Source organism: Candidatus Accumulibacter contiguus (assembly GCF_012940005.1).
Classification (GTDB): Bacteria; Pseudomonadota; Gammaproteobacteria; order Burkholderiales; family Rhodocyclaceae; genus Accumulibacter; species Accumulibacter contiguus.
On the sequence record NZ_SPMX01000006.1, the window covers coordinates 61,561 to 77,371 of the forward strand.

Annotated in this window: 13 protein-coding genes; 4 read left to right on the top strand and 9 right to left on the bottom strand. The window is 61.5% G+C overall.

Annotation, left to right across the window (positions count from 1 at the left end):
* Positions 1-74 precede the first annotated feature (74 nt).
* Both E4Q08_RS02200 and E4Q08_RS02205 read right to left on the bottom strand, forming a co-directional pair.
* On the bottom strand, positions 75-1,550 hold the full coding sequence (locus E4Q08_RS02200; RefSeq protein ID WP_169069168.1) for a CYTH and CHAD domain-containing protein: 1,476 nt from the start codon (positions 1,548-1,550) through the stop codon (positions 75-77).
* Between the two features lie 24 nt (positions 1,551-1,574).
* Positions 1,575-2,672, bottom strand: a complete 1,098-nt coding sequence (locus E4Q08_RS02205) for a potassium channel family protein (RefSeq protein ID WP_248594640.1) — start codon at positions 2,670-2,672, stop codon at positions 1,575-1,577.
* A gap of 215 nt (positions 2,673-2,887) precedes the next feature.
* Between E4Q08_RS02205 and E4Q08_RS02210 the strand changes: the two genes are divergently transcribed.
* The 3 genes from E4Q08_RS02210 to E4Q08_RS02220 all read left to right on the top strand — a co-directional run bounded on the left by E4Q08_RS02210 (position 2,888) and on the right by E4Q08_RS02220 (position 5,851).
* The gene (locus tag E4Q08_RS02210; RefSeq protein WP_169069169.1) at positions 2,888-3,559 is read left to right on the top strand and encodes a class I SAM-dependent methyltransferase; all 672 of its coding nucleotides are present in this window, start codon (positions 2,888-2,890) and stop codon (positions 3,557-3,559) included.
* Positions 3,560-3,634: 75 nt separating this feature from the next.
* Positions 3,635-4,291, top strand: a complete 657-nt coding sequence (locus tag E4Q08_RS02215; RefSeq protein ID WP_169069170.1) for an EcsC family protein — start codon at positions 3,635-3,637, stop codon at positions 4,289-4,291.
* Positions 4,292-4,342: 51 nt separating this feature from the next.
* Complete coding sequence (locus E4Q08_RS02220) at positions 4,343-5,851, top strand: sensor domain-containing diguanylate cyclase (protein WP_169069171.1); 1,509 nt, start codon at positions 4,343-4,345, stop codon at positions 5,849-5,851.
* 49 nt (positions 5,852-5,900) lie between these two features.
* Here the strand turns inward: E4Q08_RS02220 and E4Q08_RS02225 are convergent, their stop codons facing one another.
* The 7 genes from E4Q08_RS02225 to E4Q08_RS02255 form a co-directional block, all read right to left on the bottom strand.
* Entirely contained in the window at positions 5,901-6,701 is an 801-nt protein-coding gene (locus tag E4Q08_RS02225; RefSeq protein WP_034917044.1) for an enoyl-CoA hydratase, read from the bottom strand.
* Positions 6,702-6,780: 79 nt separating this feature from the next.
* Positions 6,781-8,418, bottom strand: a complete 1,638-nt coding sequence (locus tag E4Q08_RS02230; protein WP_169069172.1) for an acyl-CoA synthetase — start codon at positions 8,416-8,418, stop codon at positions 6,781-6,783.
* 23 nt (positions 8,419-8,441) lie between these two features.
* The gene (locus E4Q08_RS02235) at positions 8,442-9,068 is read right to left on the bottom strand and encodes an ABC-type transport auxiliary lipoprotein family protein (RefSeq protein WP_034920322.1); all 627 of its coding nucleotides are present in this window, start codon (positions 9,066-9,068) and stop codon (positions 8,442-8,444) included.
* Entirely contained in the window at positions 9,065-10,000 is a 936-nt protein-coding gene (locus E4Q08_RS02240) for an MlaD family protein (protein ID WP_034920319.1), read from the bottom strand. The genes E4Q08_RS02235 and E4Q08_RS02240 overlap by 4 nt, the downstream gene beginning before the upstream one ends.
* Before the next feature lie 3 nt (positions 10,001-10,003).
* On the bottom strand, positions 10,004-10,813 hold the full coding sequence (locus tag E4Q08_RS02245) for an ABC transporter ATP-binding protein (protein ID WP_288131617.1): 810 nt from the start codon (positions 10,811-10,813) through the stop codon (positions 10,004-10,006).
* Entirely contained in the window at positions 10,813-11,925 is a 1,113-nt protein-coding gene (locus tag E4Q08_RS02250; protein WP_169069173.1) for an MlaE family ABC transporter permease, read from the bottom strand. The genes E4Q08_RS02245 and E4Q08_RS02250 overlap by 1 nt, the downstream gene beginning before the upstream one ends.
* Positions 11,926-11,942: 17 nt before the next feature.
* Positions 11,943-13,466 carry a Ppx/GppA phosphatase family protein gene (locus tag E4Q08_RS02255; protein WP_169069174.1) on the bottom strand — a complete coding sequence of 508 codons (1,524 nt, stop codon included), beginning with the start codon at positions 13,464-13,466 and terminating at the stop codon, positions 11,943-11,945.
* A gap of 194 nt (positions 13,467-13,660) precedes the next feature.
* Between E4Q08_RS02255 and ppk1 the strand changes: the two genes are divergently transcribed.
* Positions 13,661-15,781, top strand: a complete 2,121-nt coding sequence (gene ppk1 / locus E4Q08_RS02260) for a polyphosphate kinase 1 (RefSeq protein ID WP_169069175.1) — start codon at positions 13,661-13,663, stop codon at positions 15,779-15,781.
* Positions 15,782-15,811: the final 30 nt, after the last annotated feature.

Consider the following 15,811-nt stretch of genomic DNA (forward strand, 5'->3'; position numbering starts at 1 on the left):
CGTCGGTGCTTGCGCCCGAAAAGAGTGACGTCAACCAGGCAGCGCGCCGCCTTCCGCAGGCGCCGATGATTCGTTCACAATGCTTTCCACGGCAACGGCTGTTGCTGAAAGTCCTTCAACAGACTGGCCAACTCGGGCAGTAGCGAATCGGTCTGGGCTGCCAGCCAGACTGCAATCCCCTGGTCTTTGCTGCCGGCTTGCGCCTCGGCAACCAGTTGCGAAGCCACCGCCAGGTCGTTGAGACGCCCGAGCAAGTCCTGCAGGCCACTGGCTGACTGGTGGTAGTTCACCAGTACCGGGCCGGCCAGGATCGGGGTAAAGAACTCCACCGCGTAGCGCAGTTGCTTGAACGCTACCCGCAGACTGTGACGAGCCACATCGTCGTCTCCCAGCGCAGCCACGGCGCGCTCCTTGACACGCTTGGCACGCTTGTCGAGGCAACGCGGAACGAAGCCACCGAGTGACCCGGCGGCGTCGTCCGGCAGGGCCAGAACAGCGGCACTGAAGTCGATCAGCAGGCGCGAATAAGCTGTCGATCTGAGTGCGCTTCTACTGGCCTTGCGACTGTTCGCGCCACGTCTCCGGGCATGGCGCAACAGCCGCTCGACCTCGATTCTGCCCGACGGCGCGTCGGCGAGTGCGGGCAAGGTTTCCGCGAGAAAGACATCCCAGTTGCGGGTATCACCCAGTTTGCTCGCCAGATCGTGCCAGAGCGGATCGAAGCGGGCAACGAAAGCCTCTGGCAGCAATGGCTGCCAGAGGCGGATCGCCGAACGCAGCCGGCGAATGGCGACGCGCGCCTGGTGAACGAACTCGGGGTCGTCGCTCCGGCAAACACCGGCTTCGTTGTTTTGCAGGTGGTTCAGACAGGACAGCGCGATCAGGCGGAAGGCCCCGATGCGCGACATTGCGGCTTCGGTCGGTACCGGCAAGGCCTTCACCGCTGTCAGCGGCAGGTCGGCCAACAGACGGTAAGCACGTTCGGATTTGCTGCTGCTCTCCGGGTGCAGCGGCAGGCTGGCCTGCAACTCGGCCACCAGTTCGAACAGATCGCCGACCTCGCCAGCGAGCAGTTCCAGCTCGATCTCACGAATCGTCTGGCGTTGCCCTCGCGCCTCGATCCAGCCGCGGTCTAGCGCCAGCTCGATGCGCACCCCCGCGTGCGGTTCCAGCAGCCAGGTATCGCGCATGAAGTGGGTCGTGAAGGCTGGTTGGAGGTCATCACGCAGCGATTCGAGCAGGTCGCGAACGCCGCCATCGATATGCGAAAAATCGAACTCTCCGGGCCGGCTGGGAACCTCCCACTCGCTACGCTGCGCCAGTCCGGCGGTGAGCATCGGCGCGGTCTTGACGGTCAACAGCCACTGCCGGCCCTTCTGGCGGTGGCGAACGACCATCCGCTCGCGCCGCAGGCGCTTGTCCTGCGTATCGTAATAGGTATTGATCAGCAGTTGCCGCTGTCGCTCGATGTTGCTCAGCATGGCTTGCTTCGCCAAGGCACTCGCGGCACGCGCCGACAGGGACAACTTGATTTCGGTTTCGGTGGCCATCGCAAACCCTCATGCGGTAGGAAACTAGGACATCTTTTCGATCAGATGCGCCTTGAGTTGCGCGCGTCCCGAAGGATTGGCCAGGGCGATGATGATACTGCCGGCCTGAACGAGGTCATCCACTTTGGGATTGAATATCCAGGCGCCATCCTGCTCGCGTACCGCCAGCAAAATATAGTCCGGGCTGCGCAGACGCAGGTCGCCGATACGGGTCTGCGGGAAATTGGCGGGCACCGGCACCTCTTCGACACGCACGTTCTTGTCCGACCGGATCATCTCGTCGAGGAAGCCGACGACGTGCGGTCTGACCATCGCTGATGCCAGTCGAATGCCGCCGGTGAAATCCGGCGAGATCACCGCGTCGGCGCCCGCCTTGCGCATTTTCTCGACATTTCGCAGTTCCTGGGCGCGCGCCACGATGCGCAAGCGGGGATTGAGCTGCCTGGCAGTAATGATGATCATCAGATTGCGCGAATCGTCGCCGGTGACGGCAAACAGGCCGCGGGCATCCTCGATATCTGCCGCTTCCATCAGATCATCGTCGGAGGCATCGCCGTGCAGATAGAGCAGCGCGGGAAACTTGTCGAGGTTTTCCTCGAAACGCGCCTCTTCGATGTCGATGGTGACGAAATGTCGACCGGTATTCTGCAATTCTCGGCCGACGCTGCGGCCGACCCGCCCGAAACCGCAAATGATGAAATGCTGCCGTAGCTTATGAATGCTTTTTTCCATTCGTCGTCTCCGCAGGGAATAATCCAGATCCTTCTCGAGGAAGAACACTGACAGGCTGGTAAACAAAAAGGTCAGTGCGCCCAGGCCAGCAATGGCAATGAAACCAGCAAAAAGGCGATCCTGAAGCGAATGGAGAGGGATAATCTCGCCATAACCCACCGTCGAGATGCTGATCAGGGTCATGTACACCGCATCGGACCAGTTCCCGTTGGCTCCGGCAATCTGATAGAAGCCGAGTATCCCGACAACGGTCAACGCCAACACCGCGATACCCGCCCATACGATACGCAGGACAATGCGCCGCAATTGCGTGGCTACCCCCGCCTCGGATTCCCGCATACGGCGAATGCGGCGAAGGCTCTGGCGAGCCTGCAGCGGGTCGTCATACATGCAAAAAAGAGGTGTCTGATTGGAATCGGATAGTCATTGGCAAAGCTGGCGAAGGCAGAATCAGTCCAGCAGGAATCGGAACCTGATATGCCGAGTGGGCGAGATTGGCACATCCGCAGACGATTTGCAACTCAACATCAAAGATTCGCCAGCAATGGTTTACCATCGCTTCCAGGACAATCCTGCGCAGACCCGTTCAGTGACCGACCACGACCATGCCATTACCCAACACCACTCCAGAACAAATCACTGCCCAGACGCTCGCCCATTACCAGCAACGTGCCGAAGACTTTCGCGAGGGCACGCGCAACCACGACGTGAGTCAGAACATCGCCGCGCTGCTGCGCCACCTCCGTGGCCAGCCGCCCTTCACGATTCTCGACTTCGGCTGTGGCCCCGGCCGGGATCTCAAGGCCTTTACCCGCCTCGGCCATCTGGCCGTAGGGCTGGACGGAGCCGCGAACTTCGTCGAGATGGCACGAAGAGACACTGCCTGCACGGTCTGGGAACAGAATTTCCTGAATCTCGATCTCCCGCCGGAGCATTTCGACGGGATATTTGCCAATGCCTCGCTGTTTCATGTTCCGAGCCGGGAGTTGCTGCGCGTTCTGCGACAACTGCATGCCACCCTCAAGCCGGACGGCGTTCTGTTCTGCTCAAACCCTCGCGGGGATAACCAGGAAGGCTGGAATGACGGACGCTATGGGGTTTTCCACGACCTCGCAGCCTGGCGCCGCTGGCTGCTGGATGCGGGCTTCGTCGAACTCGAGCACTATTACCGCCCAACCGGCCTGCCGCGCGCGCAACAGCCCTGGCTCGCCAGTATCTGGCGCCGGGCGGCCAGGCACGAGGATGACATTCCTGCACCTCCCGACACGCCTCTCTAACGGTCATGGCTCAGGGCAGGATTCGTGAGTCGCTGACGCCACTTTCACATTAACCATAGCCAACACACGCTCACCATGTCAGATAAACGCTTCGCAGGACGCCAATCAAGCCTTCGGGCCAGTCGAAGAATCGCCGAAGCGATTCTGGATTATGTCGGCCAGACGCCGGCCAGCAACGAATGCCGAAGACAGAAACCGGCAGGGCGCGCCCGTGCGATCGCCCGAACGGCCGCCCGACAGGCTGCCGTGACTGCCGGCAGCCTGACGCTGCCGCCTGGCCCACTCGGCTGGCTTACCCTCCTTCCCGAACTTCGTTCGCTGTGGAAACTCCAGACGCAGATGGTCGCGGATATCGCTGCTTGCTATGGGAAAACGGCCGAGTTGAACCGTGAAGAGATGCTCTATTGCCTGTTCCGGCATACCGATCCACAAGCCGTTCGCGATCTGGTCGCCCAGATCGGCAATCGCCATGTCGTCCACCTCGCCTCGCGTCCCGAAACCCAGTCGGTAGCCCTGAAGATCGGCATGCACATCACCCAGCGGGTGATCGGCAAGGGAATTTCGCGCTGGATCCCGGTCATCGGAGCGATTGGCGCCGGCGCGTATGCCTATTACGACACTGACCAGGTCGCCCGCACGGCCATCGAATTATTTACTGGGGTCATTGACGTGCAAGGGGAAGAAACGACATCGGATGATGATCAGAGCGAGCCCTTGCACAAATCACACTGAGCCGATCGCTTGCCGGAGAACTTTTGACTTTGCCACGGATGGCGTCATAACATGCTTGATCAATCGGAAGCGAGACAGGCAGACGGCATGGTGACACAACCCATCAGGCATCTGGAAGCGTGGGCAAACCCGCGGACGGTGGTCGTATTGACGCTGCTCTTGCTCGGCGCACTCTGGACGACGGTCATCGTCTCGGCGGTTTCGGCTCGGGATGCCAGCATCGCCAGCACCGGCGAGCTTCTGCAACGCCTGAACCATGCGCTCGAAGAGGAAACGCGGCAGCAGTTTCGTCTGGCCGATACCTTCCTCGCCACCTGTGAGCACTGGCTGCAAACGAACCCCGCTCGGGATCCGCGCAGCAACGCTGCCTTCCGAAAGTTGGTCGAGGGTTTCCGGAGCAGAACCGCCCAGTCCATCGACATTCTTCTGCTGGCGGCCGATGGCGAGGCATTCGACGTCCTGGAGAGCAGCCGCAGGCCGCTGGAAAATGCCGCTGGCAGCCACTTTTTGAAGGACGCTCTGGCCAGCCCCGGTCTGTTCATCGGCGCTCCCACGCTCAATCCCCTGCGCGGCCATTATGGCTTGCCCATCGCATTAGCGCTGCATCGCCCTGCGCACGGCATCCAGCTATTGCTCGCCGTAATCGATCTGCCAACGCTGACCAGAACCTATGACGAGCAACGCCACCAGCCCGGCGGCGCGATCACTCTGCTCAGGCTCGACGGCACGGTTCTTGCCAGAGCCCCTGACGATACGCCACGCCTGGGCCAGTCCCTTGCCAACAGCAGGCTGTTTACCCAGCACCTGAGGCAGCAGCCTCGTGCTTTCGTGTTGCTTGACGACGGGGCGAACCAGGCGAAGGAATTGGTCAGTTATTCGTCAATGCACGACTTTCCCCTGCTGATCATGGTTTCAGCGGACTACGACGAGGTGCTCACCCCCTGGCTGCGGCAGACGCTGTGGGTCTTTCTGCTGGCCCTGGGGGTGACGGTACCGCTGGCCGTGGTCGCCTACCGATCGCTGCGTCTGCTACAGGCGCTGGCGAATCAGGATGGCCAGTTGCAGCAACTGACGACCACCGACCAGCTTACGGGTATCAGCAGCCGCAAGCACCTCATCGACACGCTCAACCATGAACTCAACCGCGCGCATCGCTATCGGTCGCCGCTGAGCTTTCTGCTGCTGGACATCGATTTCTTCCAGCGGATCAATGATGGTTATGGCCATGTCGTCGGCGATCAGGTCCTGATCGAGTTCGCCCATGCGGCAAAAAAGGACCTGCGTGACATGGACCTCCTGGGCAGACTCGGTGGCGGGGAATTCGCGCTTCTGCTGCCCAATACCGAGGTCAATGAAGCCATCCCGATTGCCGAGCGAGTGCGCGCGGCAATCGCCAGAATATCGATCCCGAGCGACAACGGCACCGTCCAGTTCACCGTCAGCGTCGGGGCGAGCCAGGCCAGTCCCACTGACCGGTCGATTGACGATCTTCTGAAGCGCGCCACCGAGGCGCTGCACAAGGCCAAGGCGGCAGGACACGATCAGCTAGCGATTGTCTGAGCGCCCCGGCGCGACGCCAAGGGCACGCCAGGTGACGCGCCGGGCAGATTTACCGGCCCTTCCACTCGGCCTTGCGCTTGCCGATGAAAGCGTCGATACCTTCCCCGGCATCGTCGGTCATCATGTTGCAGGCCATGACTTCTGAGGCGTACTGGTAGGCGGCGTCCAGCCCCATTTCGAGTTGCTTGTAGAACATCTGCTTGCCCATGCCGATGGCCACCGAAGACTTGGCGGCGATCGATCGGGCGAGTTGATCGATCTCGGCATCGAGCGCATCGACGGCGACCACACGATTCAGCAGGCCTTGCTGCAAGGCTGTCCGGGCATCGATGAAATCGCCGGTGAGCAGCATCTCGAGCGCCTGTTTGCGACCGAGGTTGCGCGACAGTCCCACCCCCGGAGTCGCGCAGAACAGGCCAACATTGATGCCGGAGGTGGCAAAGCGCGCACCATCGACCGCAACCGCCAGGTCGCACATCGACACCAGCTGACAACCGGCGGCCGTGGCGATGCCATGTACGCGCGCGATCACCGGTTGCGGGATCTGCGTCAGGGTCATCATCATCTTGCCGCAGCGCCGGAACAGATCCTGCATGAACGCCTTGTGGTGGTTGGTGCGCATCTCCTTGAGATCGTGTCCGGCACAAAAAGCCTTGCCGGCAGCAGCGATGACCACGACGCGCACCGCAGGATCCTGCGCAATGGCATCCAGGTGTGCCTGCAAGGCAGCAATCATGGCCTGCGACAAGGCGTTGAACTGCTGCGGGCGATTCAGTGTCAGCGTGGCGATGCCATCGTGATCGGTGCGAATGACGTAGGGGTCATCCTGACCTGGTGTTGCGGTGTACATGTTTCTCTCCTTGCCGTGAAAGTCGCGGAAGCCACTCACGAATCTCCCCCTCCCGCGAGCGAGAGAGGGCAGTACCGGTCTACTCGATTGCGGCGGTAGCCTTCGCCTGTTCGCGCAACACGTACTTCTGGATCTTGCCGGTCGAGGTTTTCGGCAGAATACAGAAGATCACCCGCTTGGGAACCTTGAAACGTGCCATGTGCTGGCGACAGAACTCGATCATTTCCTGCTCGCTCGGCTTTGCCCCCTCGCGCAACTCGATGAAGGCGCAGGGCACCTCGCCCCACATGCGGTCAGGCGTGGCCACGACGGCAGCAGCAATCACCGCCGGGTGTCTGTAGAGCACGTCCTCGACTTCGATCGACGAAATGTTTTCACCTCCGGAGATGATCACGTCCTTCGAACGATCCTTGATTTTCACATAGCCATCCGCGTGCATCACCGCCAGGTCGCCGGTGTGGTACCAGCCGCCGGCAAAAGACTCCGCGGTCGCTTTCGGATTCTTGAGATAGCCCTTCATGACGAGATTGCCGCGGAACATGATCTCGCCCATCGTCTCCTTGTCCCAGGGCACCGCCTCCATGCTCGCCGGATCGAGCACCGTGATCGCTTCCTGCGCGTGGTAGCGCACTCCCTGCCGGCCATTCAGCTCAACCTGTTCGGCCACCGGCAGAGCCGCCCAGTTGGCGTGTTTGGCGCAGACCGCCGCCGGCCCGTAGGTTTCGGTCAAACCGTACACATGTGTGAGATCGACGCCGATATTCGCCATCGCCTCGATGACTGCGGCTGGTGGCGGCGCGGCAGCGATCAGGCCGGCCACCTTGTGCGTGATGCCGGCACGCAATTCGGCCGGCGCATTGGCCATCAGGCTGTGCACGATCGGTGCGCCACAGTAGTGGGTCACGCCGTGTGTGCGAATCGCTTCGAAAATCAGTTTCGGATCGACACGACGCAAACAGACGTTGGTGCCAGCATTGGCGGCCATCGTCCAGACGAAGCACCAGCCATTGCAATGGAACATCGGCAGCGTCCACAGATAGACCGAATGCGGCGGCATTCCCCAGCTGACGATGTTGCTCATCGAGTTGAGATAGGCACCGCGATGATGGTAAACGACGCCCTTCGGATTGCCGGTGGTTCCGGAAGTGTAGTTGAGCGAGATGGCATCCCATTCGTCGGCCGGGCTACCCCAGGGAAACTCTGGACTCCCGTCGGCAATGAACTGCTCGTACTCCTGCGTGCCGAGGCGTTCTCCGGGGCCGCTGTACTCGGGATCGTCGACATCGATCACCAGGATCTGGCTGTTCAGAATGGCCAACGCCCTTTTCATGGTAGATGAATACTCCCGGTCGGTAATCAGCACCCTGGCCTCACCGTGCTCGAGCATAAAGGCAATCGTTTCGGCATCCAGACGCGTATTCAGCGTATTCAGCACCGCGCCGGTGACCGGCACGCCGAAGTGGCACTCGACCATCTCCGGAGTGTTGTTGAGCATCACCGCCACGGTGTCGCCCTCGCCGATACCGTGGTCGGTGAGCGCCGACGCGAGACGGCGAGCGCGGGTAAAGGTCTCGAGCCAGGTGTAGCGACGCTGACCGTGAATCACTGCCGTGCGCCCGGGATAGACATAAGCGCTACGGGCAATGAAAGTCAGCGGCGTCAGCGGCGTGTAGTTGGCCGTATTCTTGTCGAGCCCTTCTTGATAAATTGTTGGCATCCCCTGCTTCTCCTCTCAAGTGATCAGTGTGATTGGCTTTCTCCTGCCGTTGACCGACAGTGCTTCAGCCTGCCACGTTTCTCCAGATCATTCAACCACGCAGCGAGTTCTCGCCCGAGTTCTTCACTGGCGGCAACCAGGGCAATGACACCGCCCTGGGCGTCGGCGGTCGCTGCCGGCTGCGCAATGGCCAGCCGTCGCTCGGCGACGAACTGGCGCCCGGCGTCGAGGATGCCGGCCCGACCCTGCAGAATTCCGCGGCTACTTTGCGGGCGATCGAACACCTGCGAGAACTCGAAGAGTTCGAGACGCAGCAGACAGCCGGCCAAGGTCTGCCCGCCGACGCCAAGGAAACCCAGTTGCTGCCGCAAGCGCTGCGACAGCAGTAATCCCGGCGCTGCTGCCCAATGACTGCGCGCGTAGGTTCGCAACTGCAACGGGTTTGCGTAGAGCAGGCGATACTCGATGTCACGCGAGTCGAACCAGTGCGGCGCCCTGATCTCGAGCAACACGTTCGACCAGCGGACATCTTCGGCGACTGGCTCGAGCGGCGGCCCGAAGTCGTACACCTCGGCCAGCGGCGAGTTGCGCATGCTGCCGACGCAGCCCGAGAGCAGGCAAGCGGCAAAAAACATCAGGCACCTGTTCATCGCAGTTCCTCGCGGCTTGGCGGCACGACAAAACCGGGCTCACCGGGTCCCGGAGCCGACGCTGGCGGGCCAAAAACAAGACTCTGCGGCGATTCTTCGAGCATCTGCAGGACGCGATTGAGTTGCCGCGAGTTTGCCGACAGATCGCTGCCGACCTCATTGATGCGGGAAACCAGGGCCGCGATCCCGCCCGACGACGGCTCTCCGACCAGACGATCCAGTTTGTCGCCAAGCGGCTGCAGGCGAACCACCAGCCGACGCGACTCGACCAGCAGCGGTGCCGCCTCGGCCGCCGCCTGCTCGGCACGCACCAGGGTGGCATTGAGCAAGCGCAGATTTTCCGGTGCCAGCAACTGGCGCAACTGACGTGCGACCTCGTTGGCGTTGCCGGTCGCCGCTTCCAGGTTGGCCAGGGTTCTGGCCAGATGCTGCCGGTTCTCGAGGTCGAGCACCAGGTTGGCGTTGGCCAGGAATTCCCGCGCCTGAGCGAGCGCTGCCGCGCCGGTGTCCGAGAGTTCCTCGATCAGCGAGGAGCGCATTTCGATACGCCGTGAATCGTCACCACCAGCCAGGCGCGTCGGGTCGTTACCGCTGTCTTCCAGCAGAATGTGGGCAATACCGGTGACTCCCTGGTAGCCCAGCTTGGCGGTGGTCGCACGGGTGACCGGAACGTTGCTGTCGACACTGATGCGAATCAGGATGTTGTGTGCGTCCTGCGGATCGAGGGCAATCGCCTGCACCTTGCCGACCCGGATACCCCGATAACGCACCTGCCCTTGCAGGCTGAGGCCGCTTACATTGTGTCGAGTGACCACCGTGTACTCGGTGGTCGCCTCATGTTTGCCGCCGAACCACCAGATCGAGAGCGCCACCGCGATACCGAGAAACAGGGTGAACAGCCCCGCCGCCAGGGCATGCGAACGATTCTCCATGGGCTAGATCGCTTCCTGTCCGATGGCTGCCGCAGCACGCCCGGAACTGAAAAAATTGCGAATGAAAGGATGCTCGACAGCCAACACTTCTGCTGCCGTCCCGCAGGCGACCAGTCGCTGATCGGCGAGCACGGCCAGACGCGTCGCCAGCCCAGCCAGTGTCTCGGGATCGTGCGTCACCATCACCACCGTAAAACCAAGTTCCTGCTGCAGCATTCTGAGCAGCTTGACGAAGTTCTCGCTACGATCCGGGTCGAGGCCGGCAGTCGGCTCGTCGAGGACGAGGAGTTCGGGCTCCAGCGACAGCGCCCGCGCCAGAGCTACCCGCTTGACCATACCACCCGACAACTCGGCAGGCATCAGGCGGGCGTGACGCGCTTCCAGCTCGACCATGGCGAGCTTGAGCAGAACCAGATCGGTGATCATCGCCTCGTCGAGCGTGTGCAGCTCGCGCAGCGGAAAAGCGATGTTGTCATGCACGGAGAGAGCCGAAAAGAGCGCCCCCTGCTGAAAAAGCATACCGAAGCGGCGGCGCAGCGCGCGGCGACGCGCCGGATCGGGATCGAGAACTTCCTGGCCGAAGAGCTTGACGCTCCCCTTGCTCGGCGGCAGCAGACCGACAATCTCGCGCAGCAGCGTGGTCTTGCCGCTGCCCGAACCGCCAACCAGGCCGAGCATCTGCCCGGCTTCGATGTCGAGATCGATGTCGCGATGGATCACGACATCGCCGAACTGTGTGCACAGGCCGCGAATCTCGATCGCCGGCAGCCTGCTTCGGCAGGCCTTAGCGGGAAAGTCGCCGAGCACGCTCACTAGGGAATCCCGAGGTTGCGCGTCAGCACCGCAAAGACGGCATCGACGATGATCGCCACGGTAATCGAGGTCACCACCGAAGTGGTCGTGTGCGACGACAGACTTTCGGTATTCGGCTTGACCTGCAGGCCAAAGTGGCAGGCGATGAGGGCAATCAGCACGCCGAAGACCACACCCTTGCCGATGCCGATCCAGACGTTGGCAACCGGCACCACCCTGGGCAGGGTATCGATGAAAAAGCCGTAAGACAAATCCATCTGCAGCTTGGCCGATAACATGCCGCCGATGATCCCGGCGCCCGAGCACCAGATCACCAGCAGCGGCATCGCCACCGCCAGGGCCAGGATCTTCGGCAGGATCAGACGCTGGCTACGCGACACGCCCATGGTGGCCAAAGCATCGATCTCTTCGGTTACCCGCATGACCCCGATCTGGGCGGTCATTGCCGAACCTGAACGTCCGGCCACCAGCACCGCGACCAGCACCGGCCCGAGTTCGCGAACGATGCTGATGCCGAGCAGATTGACGATGAAGACATCGGCGCCGAAGGTTTTCAGTTGCAGAGCTGACAGATACGAAAGAACGATGCCGATCAGAAAACCGATCAGGGCGGTCACCGGCAAGGCCTGAGCTCCACTCTTGTAGAGGTTGGCGGAAAACTCGCGCCACGGAATTTCACCGGGGTGCACGCACAGATAAGCCAGGTCCAGGATCAACTGGCCAAGCAGTGCGAGCATCGCCAGCAGATGCCTGACGGCGACCAACGACCGCTGGCCAAGGGCAAGTAGCCAGGCCAGGGATGGTGTCTGCGGCTCCGGCTCGACATCGACGCGGATTGCCTCGACACGTTCGAGAAGCGCCCGGTGCTGTGGAGAAATCGCCAGCGATTCCGGCCACTGCCGTCCCCAGGCGCGCCACAGCAGGATCGCGCCGGCACTGTCGAGGCGCGCGATCATTCGCAGATCCCAGCCCGGATGGCTCACCACCAGATCGCGCAGACGGCGTTCGAACCCGGCAATCGGCTGCGGCAGGGTCGCCAGAGTCCAGTCACCGGAAAGCACGAGCTGTTCCTGGTCGGCTCGCTGGACGGACTCGATCGCGGCCACCGCCATGGCAACTCAGAATTTCTTCACAGCGCCAGCGGTACTGCAATCTGGCCAGGCACCGTCGGCCGGATTCGCAGCTTGATGCCAATCCGGCGCCAGAGCAGCGCTTCCTCGGATAAGGCGGCGGCAGTCATCGGATTGGCATCCTGCCAGCCGACGGGCAGGTCGAGCTGGAAACCGACCGGATCTTCCCGGACCGACAATTCGGATAGTGGATGATCATCGCGCGCACGATGCAGAAGCACTGCCAGGCGAAGACAGAACACCAGGCGCCAGTTCGGATCGCCGGCCGGCATGGAAGCCAGCTTCTGGAGTTTGCCGCGCTGGCCGAGCACCAGCAGGGCCAGGCGCGCCTGATCGCGTTTCGAAAAGCCCGGCATGTCGGCATGACCCAGGATATAGGCACCATGCTTGTGGGACTCGCTATGCGCCACCGATACGCCAACCTCGTGCAGGGAAATCGCCCAGCGCAGAAAGTGAACATCGTTCTCGTGCTCCGGCGAATCGAGCTTGATCAGTTGTCCAAGAAGCGCCAGGGCGGTTCGCTCGACGCGGCTGACCTGCGCCGTGTCGACCTGATAGCGGCGCAGAAACTGCAGGACCGTTTCGTCACGCGTATCATGATGCTCGAAGCGTCCGAGCAGGTCGTAGAGGACACCCAGCGGTAGCGCGCCATCGGAATAGGTCATGTGTTCGATGCCCAGTTCCGAGAACACCGCCGACATGATCGCTATGGCGCCGGGAAGAATCGCCAAGCGGTCACTGCGCATGCCTTTCAGCCCCAGCGATTCCGCCGAACCGGCGCGGATCAGCAGCTGACGCAGTTTCGCCAGCCCCTCTCGACTGATGCCGCTGACGCCTTCGGGATTCAGATCGTTCATTTCCAGGATCTCGGCGAGTTCCTGAGCTGACCCCGAAGAACCGACGGCTTCCTGCCAACCAAAGCGCTGGTAGTCGGCGGCAATTGCTTCGACCTCGCGCGCCGCCGACACTTCGGCCGTGTAGAAGCGCTTCTTGTCCACCTTGCCTTCCGGAAAGAAACGCTGCCGATAACTGATGCCGCCCATGAACAGGGACTCCATCAGCAAGGGTTCGGTGCGCTCGCCGATGATGAACTCGGTCGAGCCGCCGCCAATGTCGACCACCAGACGCCGGTGAGTGGCTGCTGGCAGGGCATTCGCCGCGCCGATGAAGATCAGGCGCGCTTCCTCGCGACCACCGATGATCTCGATGGGAAAGCCCAGAGCAGCCTCTGCCTGCAGGAGAACCATGCGCGCATTTCTGGCCACCCGCATCGCGTCGGTGGTCACCGCGCGCACGGTTTCCGGATCGAAGCCGCGCAAGCGTTCGCCAAAACACCGCAAGGCTCCGATCGCCCGCTGTTGTGAGGCATGATCGAGCAGCTTCTCGCGGGTCAGACCGGAGCCCAGCCGGACGTTCTCTTTCAGAGTATCCAGCGGGTGGATGCGATCGCCAACGACTCGCCCGATCTGCAGACGAAAGCTGTTGGAACCCAGGTCGACACCGGCAATTAGTTCGTAACTCATGGCTGCACGCCGCAGGTGGTTTCAGGTCGATCATTTTATCACTGCCGGCAAGCACATCATTGCTCCGGGCAAGAACGGCAGCACAGGCCAATCAAGAAAACCGCCAGCCAATCGACCAGCAACAAAGCTATGGTTGTAATATGCTCGTTTTCAGATCCCCTTGCCCGATCCATCTTTTCTGACGGAACGAACCCATGAATATCGTCGCCACGACTACCGAAAACCCTCCCATTCAGGCCGCCACCGGGTTCCCACCGGAATATTTCCAGAATCGCGAGATGAGCCTGCTAGCTTTCAATCGGCGGGTACTCTGGCAAGCCAGAAACCCGCGCACACCACTACTCGAACGCTTGCGCTTCCTGTGCATCGTGAGCAGCAATCTCGACGAGTTTTTCGAGATTCGCGAGGCCGGAATCAAGGAACAGCTCAAGCTGAATTCCGTGGCGATCACCACCGACGGCAAGACCGCCCGTGAAGTCTATCGGCTGGTCAGCGACGAGGTTCATTCCATCGTCAAGGAACAGTATGCGCTGCTCAACGAAGAGATCCTCCCGCAACTTGCCACCGAGGGCATCCGCTTCCTCAAACGTGGGGACTGGAACGACGCGCAGCGCGAATGGATTCGGGATTTCTTCTTTCGGGAAGTGATGCCGGTGATCACCCCGATTGGTCTCGACCCATCGCATCCCTTCCCGCGGGTGCTCAACAAGAGTCTCAATTTCGCCGTCGAACTCGAAGGCCGCGATGCCTTCGGCCGCAGTTCAGGCGCTGCCATCGTACAGGCGCCGCGGGTCCTGCCGCGCGTCATCCGGCTGCCGCGCGAACTCGGCGACAGTGAGTACGCCTTCGTTTTTCTGTCTTCGATTCTGCACGAGTTCGTGCACGAGTTGTTCGCCGGAATGAAAGTACTCGGCTGCTACCAGTTTCGCGTCACGCGCAACAGCAACCTCTTCGTCGACGAGGAAGAGATCACCAATCTGCGCGCCAAGATCCAGGGGGAGTTGCCACAGCGCCATTTCGGCGACGCCGTCCGGCTCGAAGTGGCCAACAGTTGCTCGGAAGCGATGACCCAGTTCCTGCTCGGACAGTTCAACCTCACCGAGAGCGATCTCTATCGTGTCGCCGGTCCGGTCAATCTGGTTCGCTTGATGCAGGTACCCGACTGGGTGCTGCGCAACGATCTCAAGTTTCAGCCCTTCAATCCGGGAACCCCGAAGGCGCTGCAGAAGTGCCACAGTATCTTCGACAGCATCCGCGGCGGCGACATCCTGCTGCACCATCCCTACCAGAGCTTCAATTCGGTGATCGAACTGCTTGAACAGTCCGCGAATGACCCCCAGGTGGTGGCGATCAAGATGACCGTCTACCGCACCGGCACCGACTCGGTATTGATGCAGTCGCTGCTGCGAGCGGCGCAGAACGGCAAGGAAGTCACGGTGGTCGTCGAACTGATGGCACGCTTTGACGAGGAAGCCAACATCGGCTGGGCGACCAAGCTCGAGGAAGTGGGCGCGCATGTCGTCTACGGTGTCGTCGGTTACAAGACGCATGCCAAGATGTTGATGATCGTCCGTCGCGAGGAAGGAAAGGCCGGCAATAGCATCCTGCGTCGCTATGTGCATCTCGGCACCGGCAACTACCATCCCAAAACCGCCCGCCTGTACTCCGATTTCGGCCTCCTGACCTGCAACGAAGAGATCGGTGTCGATACCAACGAAGTCTTCAAGCAGCTCACCGGCCTCGGCCGCGCACAGACCCTGACGCACCTGTGGCAGGCGCCGTTCACGCTGCAGCCGAACGTCGTCACCGCGATTCGTGCCGAAGCCGAAGCAGCACGCGCCGGCAAGCGTTCACGAATCATCGCCAAGATGAACTCGCTGCTCGAACCGGAAACCATCGCCACGCTTTACGAGGCTTCGCAGGCCGGCGTCAAGATCGACCTGATCGTGCGTGGTGTCTGCGGCTTGCGCGCCGGCGTCAAGGATCTGTCGGAAAACATCAGCGTACGCTCGATCATCGGCCGTCAGCTCGAACATCACCGGGTATTCTATTTCTACGCTGGTGGCGAGGAAAAAGTCTACCTGTCGAGCGCCGACTGGATGGAGCGCAATTTCTTCCGACGTATCGAACTGGCGTTTCCGGTGCTCGACCGCAAACTGAAGCGCCGGGTCATCGCCGAAGGCCTGCAGATCTATCTCACGGACAACGTCCTGGCCTGGGAACTCGGGCCCGATGGCACTTACCATCAGCGGCGCGGTTCCCGAACCAGCCCGCATTCGTCGCAAGCCGAGTTGATCGAACTGCTGCAGGCCTGAAATCGGCAGGGGGACGCCCGTCCCTCTGCT